At 62.8% G+C, this 24,203-nt stretch carries 24 protein-coding genes; 9 read left to right on the top strand and 15 right to left on the bottom strand.

Annotated elements, in window-relative coordinates:
* Positions 1-3: 3 nt before the first annotated feature.
* The 10 genes from modC to VB618_RS12345 all read right to left on the bottom strand — a co-directional run bounded on the left by modC (position 4) and on the right by VB618_RS12345 (position 9,088).
* Positions 4-1,110 (bottom strand): molybdenum ABC transporter ATP-binding protein, encoded by a 1,107-nt coding sequence (gene modC / locus VB618_RS12390; protein ID WP_329797204.1) that lies wholly within the window; start codon positions 1,108-1,110, stop codon positions 4-6.
* Complete coding sequence (gene modB / locus VB618_RS12385) at positions 1,110-1,802, bottom strand: molybdate ABC transporter permease subunit (RefSeq protein WP_329796971.1); 693 nt, start codon at positions 1,800-1,802, stop codon at positions 1,110-1,112. The genes modC and modB overlap by 1 nt, the downstream gene beginning before the upstream one ends.
* Positions 1,802-2,608: a molybdate ABC transporter substrate-binding protein gene (gene modA / locus VB618_RS12380; protein ID WP_329796970.1), complete on the bottom strand. Its 807-nt coding sequence runs from the start codon at positions 2,606-2,608 to the stop codon at positions 1,802-1,804. The genes modB and modA overlap by 1 nt, the downstream gene beginning before the upstream one ends.
* 75 nt (positions 2,609-2,683) lie before the next feature.
* On the bottom strand, positions 2,684-3,328 hold the full coding sequence (gene msrQ / locus VB618_RS12375; RefSeq protein ID WP_329796969.1) for a protein-methionine-sulfoxide reductase heme-binding subunit MsrQ: 645 nt from the start codon (positions 3,326-3,328) through the stop codon (positions 2,684-2,686).
* Positions 3,328-4,296, bottom strand: a complete 969-nt coding sequence (msrP, locus tag VB618_RS12370) for a protein-methionine-sulfoxide reductase catalytic subunit MsrP (RefSeq protein ID WP_329796968.1) — start codon at positions 4,294-4,296, stop codon at positions 3,328-3,330. Before msrP ends, msrQ begins: the two co-directional genes overlap by 1 nt.
* 71 nt (positions 4,297-4,367) lie before the next feature.
* Complete coding sequence (locus tag VB618_RS12365; RefSeq protein ID WP_329796967.1) at positions 4,368-5,036, bottom strand: N-acetylmannosamine-6-phosphate 2-epimerase; 669 nt, start codon at positions 5,034-5,036, stop codon at positions 4,368-4,370.
* Between the two features lies 1 nt (position 5,037).
* Positions 5,038-5,892, bottom strand: coding sequence for a carbohydrate ABC transporter permease (locus VB618_RS12360; protein WP_329796966.1), 855 nt, complete (start codon positions 5,890-5,892; stop codon positions 5,038-5,040).
* On the bottom strand, positions 5,889-6,827 hold the full coding sequence (locus VB618_RS12355) for a carbohydrate ABC transporter permease (protein ID WP_329796965.1): 939 nt from the start codon (positions 6,825-6,827) through the stop codon (positions 5,889-5,891). The genes VB618_RS12360 and VB618_RS12355 overlap by 4 nt, the downstream gene beginning before the upstream one ends.
* A 57-nt stretch (positions 6,828-6,884) precedes the next feature.
* Positions 6,885-8,135 carry an extracellular solute-binding protein gene (locus VB618_RS12350; protein WP_329796964.1) on the bottom strand — a complete coding sequence of 417 codons (1,251 nt, stop codon included), beginning with the start codon at positions 8,133-8,135 and terminating at the stop codon, positions 6,885-6,887.
* Positions 8,136-8,212: 77 nt separating this feature from the next.
* Complete coding sequence (locus tag VB618_RS12345) at positions 8,213-9,088, bottom strand: hypothetical protein (protein ID WP_329796963.1); 876 nt, start codon at positions 9,086-9,088, stop codon at positions 8,213-8,215.
* A 163-nt stretch (positions 9,089-9,251) separates the two neighbouring features.
* Here VB618_RS12345 and VB618_RS12340 point away from each other — a divergent pair, with 163 nt between their 5' ends.
* From VB618_RS12340 to VB618_RS12330, 3 genes are all read left to right on the top strand, one after another.
* Positions 9,252-9,569, top strand: a complete 318-nt coding sequence (locus VB618_RS12340) for a hypothetical protein (protein ID WP_329796962.1) — start codon at positions 9,252-9,254, stop codon at positions 9,567-9,569.
* 54 nt (positions 9,570-9,623) lie between these two features.
* Positions 9,624-11,489 (top strand): DEAD/DEAH box helicase, encoded by a 1,866-nt coding sequence (locus VB618_RS12335; RefSeq protein WP_329796961.1) that lies wholly within the window; start codon positions 9,624-9,626, stop codon positions 11,487-11,489.
* A gap of 217 nt (positions 11,490-11,706) precedes the next feature.
* Positions 11,707-12,918: an extracellular catalytic domain type 1 short-chain-length polyhydroxyalkanoate depolymerase gene (locus tag VB618_RS12330; protein ID WP_442931763.1), complete on the top strand. Its 1,212-nt coding sequence runs from the start codon at positions 11,707-11,709 to the stop codon at positions 12,916-12,918.
* 67 nt (positions 12,919-12,985) lie between these two features.
* Here the strand turns inward: VB618_RS12330 and VB618_RS12325 are convergent, their stop codons facing one another.
* Positions 12,986-13,804 (bottom strand): DUF1194 domain-containing protein, encoded by an 819-nt coding sequence (locus tag VB618_RS12325; RefSeq protein ID WP_329796959.1) that lies wholly within the window; start codon positions 13,802-13,804, stop codon positions 12,986-12,988.
* 288 nt (positions 13,805-14,092) lie between these two features.
* Between VB618_RS12325 and VB618_RS12320 the strand changes: the two genes are divergently transcribed.
* On the top strand, positions 14,093-14,332 hold the full coding sequence (locus tag VB618_RS12320; protein ID WP_183447719.1) for a hypothetical protein: 240 nt from the start codon (positions 14,093-14,095) through the stop codon (positions 14,330-14,332).
* Positions 14,333-14,363: 31 nt separating this feature from the next.
* Here VB618_RS12320 and VB618_RS12315 read toward each other — a convergent pair whose 3' ends face one another.
* Both VB618_RS12315 and VB618_RS12310 read right to left on the bottom strand, forming a co-directional pair.
* Positions 14,364-15,113, bottom strand: a complete 750-nt coding sequence (locus tag VB618_RS12315; RefSeq protein ID WP_329796958.1) for an extensin-like domain-containing protein — start codon at positions 15,111-15,113, stop codon at positions 14,364-14,366.
* 198 nt (positions 15,114-15,311) lie between these two features.
* Positions 15,312-15,791: an HU family DNA-binding protein gene (locus VB618_RS12310; RefSeq protein WP_329796957.1), complete on the bottom strand. Its 480-nt coding sequence runs from the start codon at positions 15,789-15,791 to the stop codon at positions 15,312-15,314.
* Between the two features lie 420 nt (positions 15,792-16,211).
* Between VB618_RS12310 and VB618_RS12305 the strand changes: the two genes are divergently transcribed.
* The 3 genes from VB618_RS12305 (at position 16,212) to VB618_RS12295 (ending at position 19,537) form a co-directional block, all read left to right on the top strand.
* Positions 16,212-17,114: a sugar kinase gene (locus VB618_RS12305; RefSeq protein ID WP_329796956.1), complete on the top strand. Its 903-nt coding sequence runs from the start codon at positions 16,212-16,214 to the stop codon at positions 17,112-17,114.
* A gap of 39 nt (positions 17,115-17,153) precedes the next feature.
* A complete protein-coding gene (eda, locus tag VB618_RS12300) occupies positions 17,154-17,819 on the top strand; it encodes a bifunctional 4-hydroxy-2-oxoglutarate aldolase/2-dehydro-3-deoxy-phosphogluconate aldolase (RefSeq protein WP_329796955.1) in 666 nt (221 codons plus the stop codon).
* A gap of 77 nt (positions 17,820-17,896) precedes the next feature.
* A complete protein-coding gene (locus tag VB618_RS12295) occupies positions 17,897-19,537 on the top strand; it encodes an acyl-CoA synthetase (RefSeq protein WP_329796954.1) in 1,641 nt (546 codons plus the stop codon).
* 12 nt (positions 19,538-19,549) lie between these two features.
* Here VB618_RS12295 and VB618_RS12290 read toward each other — a convergent pair whose 3' ends face one another.
* Positions 19,550-20,350, bottom strand: coding sequence for an enoyl-CoA hydratase (locus VB618_RS12290; protein ID WP_329796953.1), 801 nt, complete (start codon positions 20,348-20,350; stop codon positions 19,550-19,552).
* A 117-nt stretch (positions 20,351-20,467) separates the two neighbouring features.
* Between VB618_RS12290 and VB618_RS12285 the strand changes: the two genes are divergently transcribed.
* Complete coding sequence (locus VB618_RS12285) at positions 20,468-21,052, top strand: peroxidase-related enzyme (RefSeq protein ID WP_329796952.1); 585 nt, start codon at positions 20,468-20,470, stop codon at positions 21,050-21,052.
* Here VB618_RS12285 and VB618_RS12280 read toward each other — a convergent pair.
* A complete protein-coding gene (locus VB618_RS12280) occupies positions 21,049-22,437 on the bottom strand; it encodes an FAD-binding oxidoreductase (protein ID WP_329796951.1) in 1,389 nt (462 codons plus the stop codon). The two genes, VB618_RS12285 and VB618_RS12280, sit on opposite strands and share 4 nt — an antisense overlap.
* A 672-nt stretch (positions 22,438-23,109) precedes the next feature.
* Here VB618_RS12280 and VB618_RS12275 point away from each other — a divergent pair.
* On the top strand, positions 23,110-24,198 hold the full coding sequence (locus VB618_RS12275) for an ABC transporter ATP-binding protein (RefSeq protein WP_329796950.1): 1,089 nt from the start codon (positions 23,110-23,112) through the stop codon (positions 24,196-24,198).
* Positions 24,199-24,203: the final 5 nt, after the last annotated feature.

The following is a 24,203-nucleotide window of genomic DNA, read 5'->3' as shown; positions in this document are numbered from 1 at the left end:
ATCTCAGATATTATCCTGTCCCGCGACGCCAAGGGCCTCCGGGTCGAAGGCAATGCTCTTGATGATGGCGTGAACGGCAAGGCCGGGCTTCAGGCCAAGCTCCTCCACGGACTTGCGAGTCACGCGGGCCACTACAGGATCTCCGCCGCAATCAAGTTGCACATCCACGCTCGCTCCCTCGCCAACATCGATGGAGGAAATCAATCCCGGAAGCACGTTCAGGGCGCTAAGGCCTTCGGGCGCCTTCAGCGAGAGCATGATGTCGCGGGCGCGAAGGCGCACGCGCAGGCTCGTGCCGATGGGATGGGGAAGGCGCGGGACACTCAAGGCGCCAGCTCTCGCCTGCAGCACGGTGAGATCATAGGCCTCATCATGCTTCGACACCTGTGCTTCGATCAGGGCGCCGGCTTCCGTGAGACCGCCCTGCGCAAAGAAGCTTGTGTGCCGCAGGACTTCGGTGGCTGGCCCAGATGTGACGACCCGCCCCTCGGAGAGAACCACGACAGAGGTCGCCAGTCGTGCGATCTCGGCGACGGAATGGCTGACGAGAACGATGGGAACGCCGCTCTCGTCACGCAGGCGCTCGAGATAAGGATAGATCTCGGCCTTGCGCGCATCGTCGAGGGAAGCGAGCGGCTCATCCATCAGCAGGAGCTGCGGATCGGCGAGCAGCGCACGGCCGATGGCCACACGCTGCTTCTCGCCGCCGGAGAGGGTCGACGGACGGCGGTCGAGCAGATGGCCGATGCCGAGAAGATCCACGACATGCTCGAAGCTCGCCTTCCGCTCGATCTTCGGCGTGAACCAGCGGCCGAAGAGCAGGTTGTGGCGCACGTTGAGATGCGGGAAAAGCCGTCCCTCCTGGAACACATAGCCGATGCGACGCCAGTGCTTGGGCACGACGATGCTCGTCTTCGTATCGACGAGCACCCGCCCCTGCACGGCGATGCGAGCATGATCGGGCCGCACGAGACCACCGACGGCATTCACGATGGTCGTCTTGCCGGAGCCTGATGGGCCGAAGAGCGCGGTGAGCCTTCCATCCGATTGGAAACGTGCCTCGAGCGCAAAGCCGCCTTGCCTGTGACGGATGTCGACATCGAGGATCATCAAGCTTGAACCCGTTGCCGGACACGGCGCGCGAGCCATTCCGAGAGCCAGAGCGCAGCGATGGAGATGACAATGGACACGAGCGTCAGCCGCATCGCACCACTCCCGCCTCCCGGGACCTGGGTGTAGGCATAGATCGCGGAAGGGATGGTCTGCGTCTCGCCGGGGATGCTGGACACGAAGGTGATCGTCGCGCCGAACTCCCCCATGGCTTTTGCAAAGGACAACACCATCCCGGCGATGATGCCGGGCAGGATCAGCGGCAGCGTCACCACGCCGAACACCCAGACGGGATGCGCACCAAGAGTACCGGCCGCATCTTCGAGCCTGCGGTCGACGGACGCGATGGAGAGGCGGATGGCGCGCACCAGCAATGGAAAGCCCATGATCGCGCATGCGAGCGCCGCGCCCGTCCAGCGAAATGAGAACACGATGCCGAAATGCTCTGCCAGGAAAGCCCCAATAGGACCGCGCCGCCCGAAGCCGATGAGCAGAAACCAGCCGACCACGACGGGCGGCAAAACCAGCGGCAGATGCACGAGCACGTCGAGCGCCTGCCGTCCCCAGAAGCGCCCGCGCTCCAGCAGGAACGCGATGGCGATGCCAGGGATGAGGCTTGCCGCCATCGCCACGAAGGCGACCTTCAGGCTGAGGCGGACGGCCGTCCACTCTTCCGGAGAAAGCCCCTCCATCAGGAACCCGAGCCCGCCTTGTTCAAGACGGTGAAGCCCTGCTTCTCGAAGAAGGGCTCGGCCTTGTCCGAGCGCAGGAAGCTCAGAAACGCTGCGGCGTCGGGATTGCTCGAGTCTTTCGTCAATGCCACCGGATAGAAGATCGGCGAATGGCTGCCTTCCGGGAACGTCGCCACGATGGTCACGTTCGGGTCGGATGCGGCATCGGTCTTGTACACAATACCCAGCGGCGCCTCGCCGCGGGAGACGAGCAGGAGCGCGGTGCGCACGTTCTCTGTCTGGGCGGTCCGGTCCTTCACGCCTGTCCATATGCCGAGATGCTCGAGCGCTGCCTTGCCGTATTTGCCGGCAGGCACTGCGTTCACATGGCCCATGGCCAGACGATTGCTGCCGAGGACTGCAGCAAGATCGAGACCGGGCTTGAGCTCGGCCTGCACCGCAGAACCCTTCGGCGCAATGAGCACGAGGGAATTGCCGAGGAGGCTGACGCGGCTTTCCGTCTTGATGAGCCCCTTGGTGGCCGCGTAATCCATCCAGTCGAGATCGGCGGAGAAGAAGAGATCGGCCGGGGCTCCCGCTTCGATCTGCTTGGCCAAGGCATTGCTCGCCGCGTAGGACATGACGACCCGCTTGCCCGTGTCGCGCATCCAGGCGGCGCCAGCCTCATCGAGCGCGTTCTTCAGGCTTGCGGCCGCGAAGACCACCACGTCCCGGGTCTGGGCCGAAGCTCCACCCGACAAGGCAAGACTCGCCCACACAAGCGCCCCCAGGAAAACCTGCGCGAGTGCACGGACGCTGAAGCCCATGGGATGGATGATCCTGCCGTTCAAAGGATAAGCCCTGCTGTTATCCAGCGCATCCTAGCCGAGTAGGCTGGCTCTTCAAGCGGGGCGCCGCCGAGGAGAACCTTTCTTCACCTGGGAGCGGACCAGCCGGTAGCCTAGGAGCACGGCCACGATAGCCGCATAGACCAGAGGCTCGGTCGGCCAGGACTTCACGACAAGGATGAAGTGCAGCACCGCGCCGACGGCCGCCACATAGACGAGGCGGTGCAGCCTGGCCCAGGCCTGCCCGCCCATGCGCCGGATGGCGGCATTGTTGGAGGTCACGGCGAGCGGCACGAGGATGACGAAGGTCGCCATGCCGATGGTGATGTAGGGCCGCTTGACGATGTCGGCCACGATGGCCGCCATGTCGAGCCCCTGGTCGAGCACCAGATAGGTGATGAGGTGCAGGGCGGCATAATAGAACGCCAGCAGCCCGATGGCCCGGCGATAGCGCAGCAGGTTGAGGTTGAAGAGTTGCCGCAGCGGCGTGATCGCAAGTGTCGCGATGAGGAAGCGCAACGCCCAGAGGCCGAGCGCCTGCTCCAGGTAACGCATGGGATCGGCGCCGAGCTGATCGGTGATGCCGGCATAGAACAGCCACACGGCCGGAATGAAGCCGACGATGTAGACGAGGATCTTCGGCACCTGCGGCAGGGCGAAGCCCTTGGCTGCGCCGGGCGCAGAGGCTCTTCCGGCCATCAGTAGAGCTTCCGCAGGTCCATGCCCGTATAGAGGCTCGCCACCTGCTCGGCATAGCCGTTGAACATCAATGTCGGGCGGCGCTTCACGAACAGCCCGCCCTCACCGATGCGCCGCTCGGTCGCCTGGCTCCAGCGGGGATGATCCACGCTCGGGTTCACGTTGGCATAGAAGCCGTATTCGCTGGGCGCCTGCTTGTTCCAGGCGGTTGCCGGCTGCTTATCGACGAAGCTGATGCGGGTGATCGACTTGATGCCCTTGAAGCCGTATTTCCACGGCACCACGAGGCGGATCGGTGCGCCGTTCTGGTTCGGCAGGGTCTCGCCGTAGAGCCCGACCGACAGGATGGTGAGCGGGTTCATGGCCTCGTCCAGCCGCAGCCCCTCCACATAGGGCCACTCAAGCACCGGGAAGAGGGAATCCATCCCCGGCATCTCTTCGGGGCGATAGGCCGTCTCGAAGGCCACGTATTTCGCGCTGCCCAAGGGCTCCACGCGCTTGATGATATCCGCCAGCGGAAAGCCGACCCAGGGAATGACCATGGACCAGCCCTCGACGCAGCGCATGCGATAGATGCGCTCCTCCAGAGCCGAGGACTTGATCAAGTCCTCGATGGCGAACTCGGCAGGCTTGCCCACCATGCCGTCGATCTTGACGGTCCAGGGCAACGTCTTGAGCGACTTGGCCTTGGCGACCGGGTCATCCTTGCCGGTACCGAACTCATAGAAGTTGTTATAGCTGGTGACGTCTTCGCGACTCGTCAGCTTCTCGTCCGTCGAGAACGGGCTCTTGGCCGCCGACAGCGGGGCCGCCTCCAAGCCTCTTGGCAGCGTTGCCGCGAGCGCAAGCCCGGCGGCACCGGCCATCCATTGGCGGCGGTTGAAATAGACCTCCCGAGGCGTGATCTCGGAGGGCAGGATATCGGAAGGGCGGCGGATCAGCACGGCATCACCTCGGTTGGAACCCATTGTGAACGGGTACACCTGAGAACGCCAGAGGCGCTCTCACGTTTCCGTTACAAGCTTACCCCGATGGCGCCTCAGGCTATGGCCTGAACAAACTTCTTCGTGATCTCGCGTGGATTCGTGATGGCGGTGCCCACCACAACGGCGTGAGCGCCGCGCCTGAAAGCCTCTGCAACGAGTTCCGGCGTGTCGAAGCGCCCTTCCGCCACGATAGGGACAGGCAGCTCGGCCACCAGCGCCGACAGGAGATCCAGATCGGGACCGCTTGCCTTACGGGAGGCTGTCTCCTCCGTGTAGCCGGAGAGCGTGGTCGCCACATAGGTGGCACCGGCCGCATGGGCCGCGCGTCCCTCTTCCAGCGTGGCGATATCGGCAAAGACCTCCCGGCCAAGCTCCAACCGGATACGCCCGATCAGGCGCTCAACCGGTTCGCCATCGCGCGGGCGTGGCGTGGCATCGAGGCCGATGATGTCGGCACCGGCCCCGGCGATCTCGGCAGCCTGCGTGAAGCCCGGCGTGATGTAGACCGGGAAGCGGTCGCCCCAGACCTTCGCAATGCCGATGATCGGGAGCCTTGTCACGGCGCGGATGGCCGCGATGTCGTTGGCGCCATTGGCGCGGATGCCCCTGGCGCCGCCTGCTTCCGCTGCTTGCGCCATGGCGGACATGTAGACCGGCCCGTGCAGCGGATTGTCGGCGCGGGCCTGACAGGAGACGACGAGCGCACCCTTCGAGATCAGCATGCTACTTCACCGCGCCTGCCGTCATACCCTGGATGAACTGGCGTGACAGGGCGATGTAGAGGAGCGTGATGGGCGCCGCCGCGATGGTGAGGCCGGCAAACAGCATGCCCCAATCGGTGGTGTATTCGCCCATGAAGGTGGTGAGCCCCTGCGGCAGGGTTTTCCGCGCATCGGTCTGGATGAAGACAAGCGGGAAGAAGAAGTCGTTCCAGATCGGCACGGCGTTCTGGATCGCGGCAATCGCCATGGGCGGGCGCGCCAGCGGCAGCATCACCGACCACATGATGCGCGGCTCGGACGCGCCGTCGATGCGGGCGGCATCCTCAAGCTCCGACGGCAGCGTGCGCAGGAAGCCCGCCATGATGAACACGGCAGACGGCAGGCCGATGGCCGTGTAGGTGACGATGAGGCTCCAGCGGCTGTCGAGAAGGCCGAGATCGCGCAGCAGGATGAAGAGCGGAATGACCGCGAGCTTCAGAGGCAGCATGAGGCCGGCCAGGAAGAACAGCAGGATGAAGGTGTTGGTGCGCGACTCGTAGCGCGCCACCGCGTAGCCCGCCATGGTGCCGAGCACAAGAATCAGCAGGACCGACGTGCCCGTCACCAGAATGGAATTCATAAAGTAAGTCGGCATCGCGGTTTCGCCGAGCACCTTGGCGAAGTTCCCGACCTGCGTGAAGTCAGGCAGCGCGAAGGGATGCTCGAAGATCTCGCCCGTGGTCTTGAAGGCGGAGAGCACCATCACCACGACCGGATAGAGCATGATGAAGGAGTTGGCGATCAGGATGACCTGCGCGAGCAGCGCGAAGGAGATCGGCTGGCGCGAGGCGCGGGTATCGGACGCGATGGCGGTCAAAACTGGATCTCCCGACGGCGCAGCCACAGGGTCAGCATGGACGCGAAGACGACGATGAAGAGGAACAGGAGCGTGGCGAGCGCCGAGCCCAGGCCGAAGTTCTGGATGCTGGCGCTCTGGTTGCCGAAGGCCGTGCGGTAGAAGACGAGGCCCAGCACGTCCGTGGTGCCGAAGGGCGAGCCGTCGAGGCCCACCATCACATAAGGGATCTCGAACCAGTTGAATGCGCCGATGAAGAGCAGCGTGAAGAGGATGGTCGTGCTCGGCGCCACCAGGGGCCACACGATGTTCTTCAACAGCTGCCACTCGCTGGTGCCGTCGAGCCGCGCCGCCTCGATGATCTCAGGCGGAATGCGCTGCATGCCGGCGAGATAAACGAGAGTGGGGAAACCGACGAAATGCCAGGCATTGGCGAGGATCAGCGCACCCAGGGCCGTCGAGGAATCGCCAAGCCATGGCTTGGCTAAAGAATCCAGGCCTAGTGAATAGAGAGCCTGATTGATGATGCCGAAGTTCGGGTTGAGAAAAAGCTTCCAGAGGAAGCCCACGATGATGGTTGAGAGCACCACTGGGACGAACACGGCAATCCGGTGGAAGCGGAAGCCGAAGGGCTCCTTGTAGAGCAGCCATGCGAGGACGAACCCGCCGCCGTTCTGGATGATCATCAGGGCGACCAGCGCATAGACGTTGTGCAGGAAAGCGTTCCACACCACGGGCGCCATGGTGGCGCCGAACAGCACTTCCTTGAAATTCTTCAAGCCCACGAACTCGCCGCGCGCAAGCCCCTGCCAGTCATAGAAGGCATAGGCGAAGGCCGACAGGATCGGGTAGACCACGAACAGCGACATGAAGACGATGGGCGGAATGACGAGAAACGCCACCCATAATTGCCGCTTCAGCGACGGAGCCTGTTTGCGCGAGACGAGCATGGACATCGACAGCTTTCGAAAAAGGCGGCGAGCTTGAGAGCCCGCCGCCCCTGTATCACAGGCTTACTTCTGGAAGGGCTTGTAGTAGGTCGCGATGCCCTTGTTGATTTCGGCCGCGGCCTGCTCGGGGGTCTGCTGGCCGGCGAGCATCTTCTGCACGTTCGACTGCAGCAGCACCGAACCGCTCGGCTCCTGATAGCGGAAGCGCACGAGCATCAGGTACGACATGGAGTTTTCAGCAAGCTTCGCTACTTCCTGCGTGATCCCGTCCTCGATCTTGATGCCCTTGATCGGCGACAGGTTCTTCAGGGCGTTGGTGAAGGCGGTGCCGTATTCGGGCGTAGCGAGATAGCGCACGAACTTGAGTGCAGCGTCCTTCTTCTCGGTCTTGGCGTTCACCGCATAGCCGCCATCGTAATAGGTGGCGATCAGCGCCTGGTCGCCCGCCTTCGACACGGGAGCCGGGAACACACCAAGGTCGAGGGTCGGGTTCTGGTTCTTGAAGTTCGCCACCTCATAGGAGCCGCCCGCGAACATGGCCGCGCGGCCCGCCACGAAGAACTGCTGCGAGGACGGGTAGTCCACGCCGGTGAAGTTCGGCGAGAAGTACTGACTGACGTCCTTCAGCTTGGTGAGCGCGCCGACGAAGCGCGGATCGGTGAAGTTCGCCTTGCCGGAGACGATGTCGGCCTCGAACTGCTTGCCGAGCATTGACGAGAGCAACCCGCCGACGATGGTCTCGTTCTGCCAGGCGGTGGCCGTGCCGTTGGCGAACGGCGTGATGTTCTTGGCTTTCAGGGCCTGGGCAAGCGTCATCAGCTCATCCCAGGTCTTCGGCGGGTTCAAGCCGTTATCCGTGAAGATCTTCTTGTTGTAGACGACGAGCTGCGCCTGCATGGCGAAGGGAACGGCATAGACCTTGCCGTCGGAGCGCAGGGTCTCGGCAGCAAGCGCTGCTTCAGGGAAGTTCGCCAGTTCCGGCATGTTCTGCTGGTCGAGGGCGAGCAGGTAGCCTGGGGTCGCGATGGTCTCCAGGTTGCCGTAAGCGCGCACCTGGATCACATCCGGGCCGCGTCCGGCGGCGAGCGCCGTGGAGAGGATCGTCTGGTAGTTCTCAGGCGCATAGGTCTCGAACTTGACCGTGATGCCGGGGTTCTTCTCCTGAAACTTCTTGATGGTGTCCTGGTAGAAAGCGCGGTCTTCCTGGCGCCAGCTCCAGAAGGTCAAATCAGTCTGCTGGGCCATGGCGGCGGTGCCTGAGAGCAGGAAGCTGCCGGCGGCAGCGCCCATCAGAATGCGTCGGGTCAGTTTCATTGTCGTTTCCCTCATTGTTGAAGTCCTTGTCCTCCCACCGCAGAGCCTGCCTTTTGAACAGACCTTGCGGAACTTGTTCAGCTCGATCGCTCGGCTGCAATGACGAGAAAGGTGGCGTCGTCGTGTGTTTTAACACGAGGATAGGCGCCTGCCATGAGGTCGCCTCGCTCCCTTTCCCGCAATTCCTCCAACAGATCCCGCCCCTTTCCGGTAGCGAGCCGGTCGTAAATTTCAGCGTCCGAATAGGCCCCGAACACATCCACGAGCCGCATGAAGCCGTCGGTGGCGAGCACGATGGGCGCACCCGGCCTCACCTGAGCCTCGAACCGCAGCTCCTGTCCGGCCCAGGGCCGACGTGGGTTTACGACCCAGTAGCCGTCCTGTTGGTTGAGCCGGGCGCGGTTCTCCAAAATCTGGCGCCTTACGGCTTCGGGGATCTGTCCCGGCTCATGCGGCTGGGCACCGAGAGCTGCCAGCGTCTTCCGCTCGAAAGGCTTTGCCCGCTCGTCGCTCCAGCGGGCAATCCCATGCTCCGACGGCACGAGGACGATCACATCGCCCAGGATAAGCCCCTGGAGCCTGAGGAGATCGCCCTCCCCCTGGGTCACCTCAATCAGTCCGAGGCACGCAGAGGGAGTATGATGGTCGTTGACCTCCGAAACATGCGCGGTCTCTTCCCCAAAGGCTGACCCGATATCGGCCTCCAGGCGGCGCAGCAGCATATCGGCGGCTTCCGCTCCGGACAGGGCCGCCAACCTCTCGTCCATCAGGGTGGCAAGCCAAGCGGCATCGCTGCCCCCGGAGGTCAGCTGCTCGTTGGAAAGACCAGTGGCTCCATCGATGATCCAGGCGAAACGGCCGCGCAGGCCGGCTCCGTCCTCGTTAAAGCGGGAGCCAGTCAGGGAAAGCCGATCCAAGGACCGGAAGCAGAAGGTGGAGCCAGTCACGTTCACAGCTTAACTGGTCTCATATTGGTCGCCTCATGTCCATACTGGTCTCAAAGGCTGTTCACACCCTTCCTTGGGCCCCGAAAAGGCTTACGCAGGATCGGTTTGATCGAATCCGTGGCTTGAGCGTTAGTGACTTGGATCCCATTGCAGCGGCAAAGGATGAGCCATGGTCACCCTGGAGATAGCCGGCAAAGCGGTTGCCGTGACGAACGCTGAAGAGGAGCAGGCCCGCGAACTCTTTCTCAGCGAGAGCTTTAAAGATGACTTAAAGTCGTTTAAGAGCGAGAGCCGCTCCCTCTGGGACGGCTCAGCTGCCTTGACGACTCGGCCCGCATCGGAAGACGAGATCGATGCCTTCTATGAGGCCCTGGACGAAGAGGACGAGGTCGACGAAGACGGCGAAGACGATGATGACGACCTCGATATCGATGTCGTGTTCCTGGTGTCCATCGACGAAATAGACGACGCCGCTGCCTCCGGCTGATCATCCTTACCGGAGCCCTTGAGGGCTCCTCTTGAAACGGTTCAGCCCATTCTCATGCCTTTCCCTAAGTCCAATCCCAGCCTCGAACGTGCCCTGGCCGACAAAGGCTACAACGACCCGACCCCCGTCCAGGCCGCCGTGCTGCAGCCGGACGCTCTCGATCGGGACCTCCTCGTTTCCGCCCAGACGGGCTCCGGCAAGACGGTCGCCTATGGCCTTGCCATGGCTTCCACCCTTCTGGGCGATGCCGAGCGCTTCGAGGCTCCGCGCGAGCCCCTGGCCCTGATCATCGCGCCGACCCGCGAGCTCGCCCTCCAGGTCAACCGGGAGCTGATCTGGCTCTACGGTCCGGCCGGTGCGCGGGTCGTCTCCTGCGTCGGCGGCATGGATGTGCGCCGCGAGGCGCGGGCGCTGGCCGATGGCTGCCATATCGTGGTCGGCACCCCGGGCCGCCTGCGCGACCACCTGGAGCGTGGCCGCCTCGACACCTCCAAGATGCGCGTCGTCGTGCTCGACGAGGCCGACGAGATGCTCGATCTCGGCTTCCGCGAGGATCTGGAGTTCATTCTCGATGCGACGCCTGAAGGCCGGCGCACCCTGCTGTTCTCCGCAACCCTGCCGAAGAACATCGTCGCATTGGCGCGCCGCTACCAGCGCGATGCGCACCGCATCGACACCCTGGTCCAGAACCAGCCGCATGGCGATATCGATTATCGCGCGCTCCGGTGCGCGCCCAACGAGGTCGAGCATGCAGTGGTCAACGTGCTGCGCTTCTATGAGAGCCGTGGCGCCATGGTGTTCTGCCATACCCGCGAGGCAGTGCGGCACCTGCATGCCAGCCTGCTCGAGCGTGGCTTCCTTGCGGTCGCTCTCTCGGGCGAACTGACACAGAGCGAGCGCAGCCATGCGTTGCAGGCGCTCCGTGACGGACGCGCCCGGGTCTGCGTCGCGACCGATGTGGCCGCCCGCGGCATCGATCTGCCCGATCTCGGCCTCGTAATCCACTTCGACCTGCCGAACGACCATGAGACGCTCCTGCACCGCAGCGGCCGCACGGGCCGCGCAGGACGTAAGGGCACCTGCGTCCTGCTCGTGCCCTATACCCGCCGCCGCAAGGCCGAGCGGCTCGTGGACATGGCAGGCGTCGACGTGACCTGGGCCGGCCCACCGTCAGCAGACGAAATCCGGGTCCGCGACCGGGAGCGGCTGATGCAGGATCCGATCTTCGCCGAAGAGGCGACGGAAGAGGATCTGGCCATGGCCCGTGCGCTGCTCGCCGAGCGCTCGGCGGAGGAAATCGCCAACGCCCTTGTGCGTTTCAACCGCTCCCGGCTGCCGGCGCCGGAGGAGCTCGTCGATGCGGGCTCCGACCACGAGCCGCGCCAGCGCAAGGACAAGCGCGAGCGGACCGAGGAGCGCGGCCGCGGCCCGAGGGAACGGGGCCGGGATTCATCCGAGGGCGGCTTCGAACGGTCGTCCGAGGACATGGTGTGGTTCCGTATGAGCGTCGGGCGCCGCAATAACGCGGATCCCCGCTGGCTGCTGCCGATCATCTGCCGCCTCGGCCACGTGACGAAGAAGGAGATCGGCTCGATCAAGATCTTCGACCGGGAGACGAAGTTCGAGATCGTGAAGTCTCAGGCCTCGAAATTCGCCTCTGCCGTGCGCAAGACCAATGACGAGGACATCAGCATCGAACCTGCCGATGCAGGGCCTGGAAAGCCAGGATTCGGCAAGGCAGGACCCGGCAAGCCGCGCGATGCGAAGCCTTGGAGCGGACCGAAGGGCAATGGACCCAAGAGCCATGGCCCGAACGAGCGAAGCGCTCACCCTGCACGCAAGGGGCCGCCGTCTGCTAAGGGTCCGAAGGATTTCAAGAAACCGAAGGACAAGAAGCGCTCGTCCGACAAGCGCCCCTGATTAAAGCAACAGGCCGAGACATGAGCATGTCCCGGCCTGAACTTTTTTGAGCCCTAGGAGGATCTCAGGTTCTCCAAGTTCCCCAGGTTTCTGGCGACGGGATGGAGCTCCACGGATCCGAATTATTGCATCGCATCATATCTATTGTGCATTGCAACATAAGCCCCATATCAGCGTTAGCTTCAGATCTTATCTTACCCGGAAGGGCCAAACGATAATGCAACGCTTAGGTCAGATGATTCAGCAGCTGGCGCGCCACCGGCGTCAGTGGGAAACCAATATGAAAGCCTCCAAGGCAGCGGGGGCGTTTTTCGAAAGCTCAACCATACCGAGCCGTTTGACCGAGATTGTCGGCTTCGGCTCCAATCCGGGCAATCTGCGCATGCTGACACATGTGCCGGAATCCGCCTTCCCCTCTCCGGCCCTTGTGGTCGTTCTGCATGGCTGTACGCAGACGGCAGCGGGCTATGACTACGGCTCCGGCTGGTCCTCTTTGGCGGACCGATACGGCTTCGTCGTGCTCTATGCCGAGCAGCAGGATGCGAATAACCCGAAACGCTGCTTCAACTGGTTCCAGGCCGGAGACATCGAGCGCGACAAGGGCGAGGCCCACTCGATCCGGCAAATGGTGGAGCACGCGATCAAGCAGCACGATGTGGATCGCAGCCGCGTCTTCGTCACCGGGCTTTCGGCCGGCGGGGCAATGACCGCGACCATGCTCGCCGCCTACCCGGATGTGTTCGCCAGCGGGGCGATCATCGCCGGCCTTCCCTACCACTGCGCCACCAGCGTCCCGGAGGCTTTCGAATGCATGTTCCAGGGCCAGACCCGTTCGGCGCAGGAATGGGGAGGCCTCGTGCGCAACGCCTCGTCCCATCAGGGGCCATGGCCCAAGGTCTCCGTCTGGCACGGCAGCGCCGATGCTACCGTGAAGCCGATGAACGCGGGCGAGATCGTCAAGCAATGGACGGATGTCCACGGTCTCAAGTCGAGCCCCAGCTTCAGTGAAACCGTCGACGGCTATCCGCGCCGTGTCTGGACCAACGCGGCCGGCGAGGATGTCATCGAGGAGTATGTCATCACCGGCATGGCGCATGGCACGCCGCTCGCCGTCGGCGACGATAAGAACAGCTATGGCGCGGCCGGCCCCTTCCTTCTCGATGTGGGCATCTCTTCGAGCTACCGGATCGCAGAGTTCTGGGGCCTCACCGAGCAGGTCGCTGACACCTCGCGGATCCGTGCCACATCGGAGCCGGTTCGACACAAGCCGCCTACAATGGTCATCGATAACCAGCCTGCAGCAGATGAGTGGGCGGCCCACAGCGCCACACGCAAGCCGCGACAGGAGGCCCCCATTCCAACCCCGTCGCATTTGGATGTGGGCTCGGTGATCACGAAAGCCCTCAGGGCGGCGGGCCTGATGAAGTAAGGCCAATTGCAGCGACGAATGCGTGAAGGGCCAGGCATCTATCGGTGCCTGGCCCTTCGTGCTCCTGCTACGGCTTTCTCTCCTGACTCAGCAGATCTTCCTGCTTGCGCTTCTCGCCCGTCACGCAATTCATGCTCGGCATGCTGGCCTGAGCTGGGACGATACGGGGGACGGCATCACCGATCCCTGCAATCTCGCGCATGATCTTCGTGCGGATGACCATGGCGAACTGCTCGGGATCGTGCATGGGCAGAACGAAAGAACCGACACCGCCGATCACGCATTCCTTGAAGTAGAGATCGAGATCCTGCAGTTCCTTGCTACCTGAGGCTCGCCTGAACATGATCGGCAGACCATTGATGACGATGCCATCTGCAACAGCCTCATCCCGCGCGTAGGTGACGTGACGGCCATCGTTGTTGGGACCATCCCCGGACACGTCGACGACACGGCGGATTGGAGTTCCACCCAGCTGCTCGAACAGCTTGCGGCTGTGATCGACAACGCCGGAAATCGATGTCATTCCAGCTTGGCGAACGGGCTGGTAGGACAGGTGATTGGCGAATGAGAGCGCCCTATCGGGACTGTCGATGATGGTCCACGGCACGAGAACGCGCTGGTCCTTGGTGCCCGACCATTCCACATATGTCACGGCGATTCGACCATGAAGGCCGTTTCCAATGGCTTCATGCACGAGGGAGGATCGGAACGCCTCCACGAACCCCTCGCGCTGCAGGCCCTGCTCTTCGCCTTCCATGGACGAGGAGACATCGACGGCAATGACGAGCGCGACATCGAGTTCTGCTTCGGGAGCGATGGGTCCGGCCGCAAGAACTTCGCCAGCCAGAAGAAAAAACGCGAGAGTACTCAGGAGCCTGTTCGCCATGACCACCTCCGCCCCCGGCTCCCGATCCATCGACCGCTGCCAAGGCTGAGCCTGTCAACGCCTCAACCAGGCATTTGATACGCGGGAGCAGCCACTAATTCTGCGACTGGCCAAGCGGCCCAAACGGATTTTTAGGTCTTTTTGAGCATCTTGCATTGAAAAAATATCTTTCATTTCAATAAGATATCCCGAAAAAGCCAAACGCAACAAAATCCACTCTCTATACGCAGAGCAGACAAGGATCGGGGAGTTCAGTAGGTTTCAGTTACGCTACGCAAGGGGCAAAAAATGAAACCAGATATGGACCTGATCGGCGCTCTCACCAGCTTCTCCGTCGGCACGCTCGACGGTCGGGACGCGATGATGGTGATCGAACTCGCAACAACGCCTGAAGAATACGAGCAGGGCATCCGGCGTCAGATGCCGGTGGCCATGACCCCCGAGCATGCCCGCGAACTCGGCGAAGCCCTCCTTCTGGCTGCCAAGGCGGCTCAGATGGGTGAGGCTCCCAGCTACGCGATGAACTGATAGGCTTGCTACTTAGCGAATATGGGGTTCGTTACCGGCACGCCCGGTAAGACCCCATATCAAAATGGAAATGATCGTGGTGAGCCTCGTTGTAATCGGGGCTGAGCACCACATCGAAGAAGCGGCAGGCTCCGTCTCTCAGAGCCCTTAGAAATGCCGTCTGGCGTCTATCGCCTCCGGCCCAGTCATCCTTCACCGTGATCTGCTGCCCATTGGCGAGGACGAAGCCTGCAATGTCGATGGCATTGGCGGTGGCATGTTCGCTGCGCCGCCCGCCGGCTCGATGATTGATGTTCCGGCAGGCATAAGTGCCGAAATGCGTGACCCTCACGATCTCCTGTCCGAGATGGTCCCGCGCAGCCGGAAGCAGGACATGCTGCTCGAACAGAGCCCAAGCCACCGTCAGCGGACAGGTGGCCGTGAAAGTCCCGCTCAAGTCGACCGAGGATCTAGACACCTCAACGGCATTCGATAACCCGCAGCCGTCCTCCGATGCACGATCCGGCACAGATCTGTGCGAAACCGGCGATTCGTCCAGCACAGCCAGACACTGCCTGCGATCGCGCTCGAGACGGGAGAGTTTCAAGCGGGTCAGCCAATTGACATCCTCCGCGATTCTCAAAGGCGCAAACGGATTGAACCTGTTCGGAATGTCGAGAAAACCGACCCGCATCAATCCTGAAGCGACAGCAACCCCGAGCGCGAGAGCAAGCACCAGCCGGGCAAGGATGACCCGCATGATGCTGGAGCGGCGCTGCGGTTGAGGGTGATCGTCATGCACCCTCCTGTTCTAGGGCTGTCCCATTCGGGGTCCACCTGAACGTCACAGTTGCAGTGCCAGTGACACTATAAAAGCCAAAGAACTCATGCACCGCAGGCGCAGGGCAACAAAAAAGCAAGGCAGTTTCCTGCCTTGCTTGTGGAGAGATCTGGCGCCCTCTGCGGTTGAAGAGATCCCTCTTCGACGCATCAGATTCGATCAGATGGAGTCCTTGAGGTCCTTGGCCGCGCGGAAAGCGATCTTCTTCGAGGCCTTGATCTTCACGGGCTCTCCGGTCTGCGGGTTGCGGCCCATGCGGGCAGCGCGCTTGCGCACCTGCAGGATGCCGAGGCCGCTCAGGCGAATCTTGTCGCCCTTCTTCAGGCTCTTGGCGATCATCTCGACCACCTGGTTCAACATCTCGTTGGCCTGGCGCTTGGGAACTTCGTGCATCTCGGAGAGACGATCGGCAATGTTGCGCAGCGTCAGGATCGGGGAAGCAGACGAAGCCGAAGCCTTCGCGGTCTTCTTCACGGATGCCTTCGAAGTCTTGCTCGCAGCCTTGGTCGCAGCCGCCTTGCCGGCAGCCTTGGCAGGCGCCTTTGCGGTCTTCGACTTTGCCTTTGCTGCAGCCTTCGGCGCCGCAGCCTTCTTGGCCGGGGCCTTCTTAGAGGAAACCTTGGTTGCAGTCTTGGCCATCAGGAACTCCTTATTTCGACGGTGAATGCATAAGACAGCAGATCCTCATTAGCGCGTTCAGCCAGGAATTAAAGTGGCAAAGTTAGTTTTACGCACAATAGTAGAGGGATACTTGCCCATATCTCGTCAATGGCTGCTTGGATGCTGCTTCGCATTCAAAGGAACCGCTATGTTGCACGGACAATCCCATGCGGTTTCGGCTCATTGTCGGCAAGGTAAGGGCCCGTGGCAGAATCAGTTCGAAATCTACCTTGGGCATATGAGCGAGACCGTAAGGTCTTCATGACAGCATCAGGTCTCGATGAGAGACCTGATCCCAATTGCTAAGTGGGCCAAGCGAAAGATCGCAATATTCGGATCGACAAAGAGCATCGTCCCATCATATTTCCTAGCGGGACAGAGCAACGCCACGGTGAAAGCATGACACGGGTCGCCTGCATTGGTGAATGCATGATCGAGCTTCGGGAGGAGGCCGATGGCAGGCTATCCCGCAGCTTCGGCGGGGACACCCTCAACACGGCTGTCTATCTCGCCCGCCTCGGCTCACAGGTCGATTACATCACCGCCCTTGGAGACGACAGCTGGAGCGATGAGCTGATGGCCGCGTGGGAGACGGAGGGCGTGGGCACGAGCCGCGTGCTGCGCCTGGCCGGCCGCCTGCCTGGCCTCTACATCATACAGACGGATCCCAAAGGCGAACGCCGCTTTTCATACTGGCGCGAGACCGCGGCCGCTCGTCTGCTGTTCCAGGTGCCGGAAGCCCGCACGATCATCGCCTCTCTCGCCAACGACGACCTCGTCTATTTCTCGGCCATCTCGCTGTCCCTTTACGGAGACGAAGGACGCGAGCGCCTGTTTGACGCCTTGCGCGAGGTGCGCTCGGCTGGAAAGCGCGTGGCTTTCGACACCAACTTCCGCCCACGGGGCTGGCCGGATCAGGAGATTGCGCGAAAGGCCTTCCGGCAAGCCTTCGAATGCGCCGACATCATTCTTGCGTCGACGGAAGACCTCGAGCTGCTGTTCGGAGGCACCGGGGCGGATGAACTGCTGGCCTTCTCGGATCGGTCGGAAATCGTCCTCAAGTATCCGGATCTGACGTGCCGGGTTATGTTGCAGGGCAAGGAGATCGTCGTTCCGGGCACACCTGCGGACGATGTGGTCGACACGACCGCAGCCGGCGACAGCTTCGCGGCGGCCTATCTGCACGCGCGCCTTTTGGGGAAGAGCCCTGAGGCAGCAGCCCAGGCAGGTCATCGCCTTGCCGGCCAAGTGGTGCGCTATCGTGGTGCCATCATCCCTCGCGACGCGATGCCCCGACTGTGAGCCGCCCTGCATGAACACATCGCTCAAGGAGTTCCTCGGATGACCCAAGATTTGTCAGCTCTTGCCGAAACCCGCGACCGGCAGCTTGCCGATCTGCTACGCGCCGGCCCCGTCGTCCCGGTCATAACCCTGGAGCGCGTGGAGGATGCGGTTCCTCTCGCACGCGCCCTGGTGGCAGGTGGACTGCGCCTTCTCGAGATCACCCTGCGCACGCCGGCGGCGGCCGATGCGGCGGCAGCCATCATCCGGGACGTGCCGGAGGCCATCGTCGGCATCGGCACGGTTCTGACACCGAAGGATCTGGAGCGCGCTCAAGGACTCGGCGCCCGCTATGCCCTGAGCCCCGGCGCCACGCCGGACCTGCTTGAGGCTGCGTCCCGAAGCGAGATGCCGTTCATTCCCGGGATTGCAACGGCGTCCGAACTGATGATGGCGCTGGCTCATGGCTTTCAGACCGTCAAGTTCTTCCCCGCCGTCGCAGCAGGCGGCATTCCCGCCCTGAAGGGTCTCGCAGGACCGTTCCCGCAGGCGCGCTTCTGCCCCACGGGCGGCGTCGATGAGAAGAACGCCAAGGATTGGCTCGCCCTTCCCAACGTGGTGGCCATCGGCGGCTCATGGATATGCCCAACCTCGGACATCCGCGCTCAGGCCTGGGATGAAATCACGGCGAAAGCGCAGAGGGCCGTTGCCTCGGCAATGGCCTGAGCCCCGTCCCTGATATTTGGTAGGATTGTCAGGCCCCTCCCCCATGGCGATACTCGTAGCTAAGAGGAGGACCAGACGTGGCTCCGAGCATCTACGACACCGATCTTGACAAGAACCCGGCGAACTACCAGCCGCTGACGCCCCTCAGCTTCCTGGAGCGGGCAGCGAGCGTGCATCCGGACCGGATCGCCGTCATTCATGGAGCGCTAAGGCGCAACTATCGCGACCTCTATGCGCGCTCGCGACGCCTGGCCTCAGCTTTGGCCCAGCGCGGCATCGGGCGGGGCGATACGGTGTCGGTGATGCTGCCGAACACACCGGCCATGCTCGAATGCCACTACGGCGTGCCGATGGCCGGTGCGGTGCTCAATACCCTCAACACTCGCTTGGACGCGAAGATCATCGCCTTCTCCCTGGAGCACAGCGAGGCCAAGGTTCTGATCACGGACAGGGAATTCTCCGCCACTATCAAGGCGGCCATCGAGATGAGTTCGGTCAAGCCCCTCGTCATCGACTATGACGATCCGGAATTCACCGGCCCGGGCGAGCGCCTCGGCAGCATGGAATATGAAGAACTCCTGAGCCAGGGCGATCCGGGCTTCGCCTGGAGCCCGCCGCAGGACGAGTGGGATGCGATCACGCTCAACTACACCTCCGGCACCACGGGCGATCCGAAGGGCGTGGTCTATCACCATCGCGGCGCCTATCTGCTCGCCATGGGCAACATCATCACGGGCGACATGGGCCAGCACCCGGTCTATCTGTGGACCCTGCCCATGTTCCACTGCAACGGCTGGTGCTTCCCCTGGTCGCTCTCCATCGTGGCCGGCACCCATGTGTGCCTGCGTGCCGTGCGGGCCAAGCCCATGTACGATGCACTCGCCGACCACAAGGTCACGCATCTGTGCGGTGCGCCCATCGTCATGTCGACGCTGCTCAATGCGACCGACAGCGAGAGACGGCCTGTGCCGCACACGGTGAAGTTCATGACGGCGGCGGCTCCGCCGCCGGAGGCCGTGCTTGCGGCCATGAAGACTGCGGGCTTCGACGTCACGCACCTCTACGGGCTGACGGAGGTCTATGGTCCCGCCGTCGTCAACGAATGGCACCAGGAATGGGATGATCTCAATGCCGGAGAATACGCGGCGAAGAAGGCGCGCCAGGGCGTACGTTATCCGGTACTCGAATCCCTCGATGTGCTTGATCCCGAGACCATGCGGCCCGTGCCGGCGGACGGTCAGACTCTGGGCGAAGTGATGTTCCGCGGCAACGTGGTCATGAAGGGCTACCTCAAGAACCCGGCCGGCACGGCCAAGGCCTTCGAGGGCGGCTGGTTCCATTCCGGCGATCTCGGGGTGAAATATCCGGACGGCTATGTGCAGCTGAAGGATCGCTCGAAGGACATCATCATCTCCGGCGGCGAGAACATCTCCTCCATCGAGGTGGAGGATGTTCTCTACAAGCACCCAGCCATTCAGGCTGCCGCGGTCGTTGCCATGCCGGACGAGAAATGGGGCGAGACGCCCTGCGCCTTCGTGGAGTTGAAATCCGATCAGTCGGTCCCGGCCGAGGATATCATCGCCTGGTGCCGCCAGAATCTCGCATCCTACAAGTGTCCGCGAACGGTGATCTTCACGGAGCTGCCCAAGACGTCCACGGGCAAGATCCAGAAGTTCCAGCTCAGGGAAATGGCGCGGGCCTACAAGGATGCAAGCTAGCCGTTAGGCATGTCAGCGCCCCTTCCACACCGGCTTGCGCTTCTCGATGAAGGCATCGATACCTTCTGCGGCATCCTCCGCCATCATGTTGCAGGCCATGACGTTGCCCGCATAGGCATAGGCCTCCTCCAGACCCATGGAGCGCTGGCGGCTGAACATGGCCTTGCCCGTGCGGATCGCCACCGGGCTCTTCGCGCAGATGCTCGCCGTCAAGGCAGCAACCTCCTCATCGAGCCCAGCATCAGGCGCCATGCGGCTGACGAGCCCGAAGGACAAGGCCTCGGCGGATGAGATGAAGCGGCCCGTCACCAGCATGTCGAACGCATGTTTCGGCGAGACGTTGCGCGAGAGCGCCACCGCTGGTGTGGAGCAGAACAATCCCACATTGATCCCGGACACCGCGAAGGTCGCGCTCTCGGCGGCAACAGCCAAGTCGCAGGAGGCCACCAGCTGACAGCCTGCGGCAGTGGCCATGCCATGAACCCTCGCGATCACCGGCACGGGCAGGTTGACGATGCCCTGCATCACCCGGCTGCACTTTGCGAACAGGGCGTCGTAATAATCCTGGCGCGGGTTGGCGCGCATCTGCTTGAGGTCGTGACCGGCACAGAAAGCCTTGCCCGATGCGGCGATGACGACGCAGCGAACCGCCTCGTCTTGCTTCAAATCGTCGAGCGCAGCCTGGAGGGCCTCCAGCATCTCCTCGGACAGGGCATTGAATTGCGCCGGGCGATTGAGCGTCAGCGTCACCACCCCGCCCTGCTCCTCGCGCAGCAGGATGCTCTCATGGGACAAGGCCTGCTGGGCGCTCATGGTGCTCTCCTTGTGGTCAGGACACGTTGTTTACGGAATCCAACCCGAATAAGCTCGATCTGGCAAGAAGCCTCTGGAGCGCATCCTCCGGAGAAGCCCATCGAGAAGAGGTGTCCCGTGAGCAAGCCGCCGATCAGCCGTTTCCCTATCCCTGAGATCGCCGATCTGCCGGAGGACATTCGCTCGCGCATCCTGACTGTTCAGGAAAAGTCCGGCTTCGTGCCGAACGTCTTTCTGGTCCTTGCCCGCCGGCCCGACGAGTTCCGCGCCTTCTTCGCCTATCACGATGCCCTGATGGACAAGCCCGGCAATCTCACTAAGGCCGAGCGCGAGATGATCGTGGTGGCGACCAGCAACGCCAACCAGTGCCAGTATTGCGTCATCGCCCACGGGGCGATCCTGCGCATCCGGGCCAAGAACCCACAGATCGCCGATCAGGTCGCCATCAACTACCGCAAGGCTGACATCACGCCTCGTCAAAGAGCGATGCTGGATTTCGCCATGAAGGTGGCTCTAGAGGCCCATACTGTGGGTGATGCAGACATCTCAGGCCTGAGCGCCCACGGCTTCAGCGAGGAAGACGTGTGGGACATCGCGGCGATTGCCGCCTTCTTCGCCATGTCCAACCGTCTCGCCAATGTCAGCAACATGCGGCCGAACGATGAATTCTACATGCTGGGCCGTGTCGAGAAGCAGGTTTAAGGCAGGAGCACCTTGCCTGGATTGAGCCGATTGTCGGGATCGAGCGCTCGCTTGATGGTGCGCGCTAGGTCCATCTCGGCTGAGGCGCGATAGCGGGCAAGTTCCCCGACCCGATACTGGCCGATACCATGCTCAGCCGAGATGCTGCCGCCGAAGGCCGCCACGACATCATGCACGATGCGGTTTACGAGGTTTGCATCGTGGCCAGGGTCGACAAGCACGTTGTAATGGATGTTGCCGTCGCCCAGGTGTCCGAAGGCATTCACGCGCGTTCCTGGCGCCCCGGCAGCCAGCGCATCTCCAGCCTCGGAGAGGAAGCGCGGCACCTCCGTGAGCGGCACGGAGACGTCATGCTTGACGCTCTTGCCCTCACGCGCCTCCGATTCCGTCACATGCTCGCGCAGGGCCCAGAGCTGAGCCGCCTGGGCGCCCGATTCGGCAATGACCCCATCCAGTGCGATCTCCTGCTCGAAGGCTGAGCCCAGCATGGTCTCGGCGGCTTCGCGCACACCGGCAAGGCTGGAGGCCGCTTCCATCAGCACGAACCAATCCCCTTCTGTGATCGGAGCCTTCAAACCGGCATGCTTGGCCACGAGCTGCATGGAGGTGGCGGAGATCAGCTCGAAAGCCGAGATCTGGTCGCCCAGCTCGTCCTGTGCCAGCGCCAGGAGCCGCAGGGCGGCTGCCGGATCGGCCACCGAGAGCAGCGCCGTCACGGCGTACTTCGGCCGCGGCAGGAGCCTGAGGACGGCCGCCGTGACGATCCCGAGCGTCCCCTCGCTGCCGATGAAAAGCTGCTTCCAGTCATAGCCCGCATTGTCCTTGCGCAGGCGGCGCAGGCCGTTGGCAACCGTGCCATCCGGCAGCACCACTTCGAGGCCGAGCACGAGGCTGCGGGTCATGCCGTAGCGCAGCACGTTCACGCCGCCAGCATTGGCCGCCACAACCCCACCGATGGTAGCCGAACCTTCGGCCGCCAGGCTGATCGGCAGGAGCCGGCCGGCAGCGGCAGCGGCGTCCTGCGCGACTTTAAGAATGCACCCGGCCTCCGCCTCGATGGTCAGACCGACGGGATCGACATGGCGGATGGCCGCCATGCGGTTGAGGGACAGGACGACCTGGGTGCCCGACGGATCCGGCACCGCGCCGCCGGCAAGCCCCGTATTGCCGCCCTGGGGCACGATGGCCACCCCTGCTTCGCGGCAGACCTGCACGATCCCGGCGACCTGCCCGGTCGATAAGGGGCGTACCACGCAGGCTGGCTTGCCCGGAAAGAGCCTGCGCCAGTCGACGGCATAGGGTTCGAGATCGGAGCCGTCCGTGATGACGCCGGCCGGTCCGACAAGGCTCGTCAGGCGCTGCAGGAGATCCGTCGGCATGGTCATCGCACCCCCTCATGGCCGGTCCGTTACACGGCGCTGTGCACCGCTCCTGACGGATCACGGTGCGAACGTCAACGCGACATCGACGAGAGGCAGGGCGAGCACGCCAACATTACGGAGGCCAGAACGGTGGTGAACTTGTTCTTCTAGTCTGTATATCCCTGCAGGCATGACGGTCTTCAACCGGCTACTGCCGGAGAAAAGTGAGCTCGGCGCATAGACTTGAACTCCCGAAGGGCGCGAGGGTTCAACGACTTGCCGCAAGCGTCGTGTCACGCAGCAGATTCAGTCCAGTCAGAGACCAGTTCCATACCCTATACCACCCGGTTGCTTTCGCCCTGAGGGCAAGATACCTTCACCATAACAACAACGACAGATCAGACCCCGAGGGTCGGGAGAAGCGCTCTTGAGTCCGCAAGCAACGGCGACGTTATGCGTCGCGGTGAGGGATGGCGCATACGGGCACGACAGAGCCCGAAACGCGGCCGAACGCGCCGCAGGGACGAACTTTGCCGGATGCGGAATGGTCTCGAGAGCAGGGCCTCTGCATCGGGGCGCTTGCGAAATGCCTCGAACCCGAATGATCGCACGTTCACGGCCTGAACCGGCGCTGGTCGGCATCGCCCTTCTCACCATCGATTTTTCCTATTCTGCTCGACCTCCAGGGAAGTGCCGATGACTCTCGTTCTTGATGGCGTTTCAAAGAAGGTCGGAGCCTCCACTCACATCGAGGATGTCAATCTCACCCTGGAGCGCGGCTCGCTCAATGTGCTGCTCGGTGCCACATTATCCGGCAAGACTTCCCTCATGCGGCTCATGGCAGGGCTCGATGCACCGACGAGCGGTCGTGTCGTGGTCGAGGGGAAGGATGTGACGGGCTGGCCGGTGCAACGGCGCAGCGTCGCGATGGTCTATCAGCAGTTCATCAACTATCCCTCGCTCACGGTCTATGAGAACATCGCCTCCCCCTTGCGCGTCTCTGGCACAGCCCGGAGTGAAATCGACGCACGCGTGCGCGACGCCGCCAAGCTTCTGAAGCTCGAGCCCTATCTCGACCGCAAACCGCTCAATCTCTCCGGCGGTCAGCAGCAGCGGACCGCCATCGCGCGGGCGCTGGTGAAGGGTGCCGACCTCGTCCTCCTCGATGAGCCGCTGGCGAACCTCGATTACAAGCTACGCGAGGAACTGCGCGAGGAACTGCCGCGGGTGTTTGCGGCATCGGGAGCCATCTTCGTCTATGCCACCACCGAGCCGTCCGAGGCTCTGCTTCTGGGCGGTAACACGGCCGCCCTGTTCCAGGGCCGGGTGACGCAGTTCGGGCCGACTCCGCAGGTCTATCGCCAGCCTCATGACCTTGTCACAGCCCGCGTCTTCTCCGACCCGCCGCTCAATACCCTGAAAGCCCGCAAGGCGGATGGCGCTGCCACCTTCAGCACCGGCGGACAGGTTCCTGCAATCGGACCTCTCGCCAGCGTACCCGATGGTGAATACACCGTCGGGTTCCGAGCCCATCATCTCACCCTCGAGCCCACCGGCAGCCATGAGATCACGATTTCTTCGACCGTATCCGTTGCCGAGATCACGGGCTCGGAGAGCTACGTGCATCTCGATGCCGGCGACCATCGCTTCGTGGCTCTTGTGCCCGGCGTGAGGCGCTTGGAGCCGAGATCTTCGGTAACCGCCTATCTCGATCCGCGCCGCCTCTTCCTCTTTGATGCGGATGGCCGCCTCGCCGCGGCGGATCCGGCTCAGAAAGCAGCGTGAGAAAG

The organism is Microvirga sp. CF3062 (assembly GCF_036314045.1).
Lineage (GTDB): Bacteria > Pseudomonadota > Alphaproteobacteria > Rhizobiales > Beijerinckiaceae > Microvirga.
The sequence above is the reverse complement of the archived record's forward strand: the minus strand, read 5'-3'. Positions and strand labels throughout refer to the sequence as shown.

Bases quoted from the DNA above. Each gene is read 5' to 3' on its own strand.
- modC (WP_329797204.1), bottom strand. From the start codon at position 1,110: ATGATCCTCGATGTCGACATCCGTCACAGGCAAGGCGGCTTTGCGCTC.
- modB (WP_329796971.1), bottom strand. From the start codon at position 1,802: ATGGAGGGGCTTTCTCCGGAAGAGTGGACGGCCGTCCGCCTCAGCCTG.
- modA (WP_329796970.1), bottom strand. From the start codon at position 2,608: ATGGGCTTCAGCGTCCGTGCACTCGCGCAGGTTTTCCTGGGGGCGCTT.
- msrQ (WP_329796969.1), bottom strand. From the start codon at position 3,328: ATGGCCGGAAGAGCCTCTGCGCCCGGCGCAGCCAAGGGCTTCGCCCTG.
- msrP (WP_329796968.1), bottom strand. From the start codon at position 4,296: ATGGGTTCCAACCGAGGTGATGCCGTGCTGATCCGCCGCCCTTCCGAT.
- VB618_RS12365 (WP_329796967.1), bottom strand. From the start codon at position 5,036: ATGCTGATCTCGAAGGGTGCGCTCGTCGTCTCCTGTCAGGCCCGCGCC.
- VB618_RS12355 (WP_329796965.1), bottom strand. From the start codon at position 6,827: ATGTCCATGCTCGTCTCGCGCAAACAGGCTCCGTCGCTGAAGCGGCAA.
- VB618_RS12350 (WP_329796964.1), bottom strand. From the start codon at position 8,135: ATGAAACTGACCCGACGCATTCTGATGGGCGCTGCCGCCGGCAGCTTC.
- VB618_RS12340 (WP_329796962.1), top strand. From the start codon at position 9,252: ATGGTCACCCTGGAGATAGCCGGCAAAGCGGTTGCCGTGACGAACGCT.
- VB618_RS12335 (WP_329796961.1), top strand. From the start codon at position 9,624: ATGCCTTTCCCTAAGTCCAATCCCAGCCTCGAACGTGCCCTGGCCGAC.
- VB618_RS12330 (WP_442931763.1), top strand. From the start codon at position 11,707: ATGCAACGCTTAGGTCAGATGATTCAGCAGCTGGCGCGCCACCGGCGT.
- VB618_RS12325 (WP_329796959.1), bottom strand. From the start codon at position 13,804: ATGGCGAACAGGCTCCTGAGTACTCTCGCGTTTTTTCTTCTGGCTGGC.
- VB618_RS12320 (WP_183447719.1), top strand. From the start codon at position 14,093: ATGAAACCAGATATGGACCTGATCGGCGCTCTCACCAGCTTCTCCGTC.
- VB618_RS12310 (WP_329796957.1), bottom strand. From the start codon at position 15,791: ATGGCCAAGACTGCAACCAAGGTTTCCTCTAAGAAGGCCCCGGCCAAG.
- VB618_RS12305 (WP_329796956.1), top strand. From the start codon at position 16,212: ATGACACGGGTCGCCTGCATTGGTGAATGCATGATCGAGCTTCGGGAG.
- eda (WP_329796955.1), top strand. From the start codon at position 17,154: ATGACCCAAGATTTGTCAGCTCTTGCCGAAACCCGCGACCGGCAGCTT.
- VB618_RS12290 (WP_329796953.1), bottom strand. From the start codon at position 20,350: ATGAGCGCCCAGCAGGCCTTGTCCCATGAGAGCATCCTGCTGCGCGAG.
- VB618_RS12280 (WP_329796951.1), bottom strand. From the start codon at position 22,437: ATGACCATGCCGACGGATCTCCTGCAGCGCCTGACGAGCCTTGTCGGA.
- VB618_RS12275 (WP_329796950.1), top strand. From the start codon at position 23,110: ATGACTCTCGTTCTTGATGGCGTTTCAAAGAAGGTCGGAGCCTCCACT.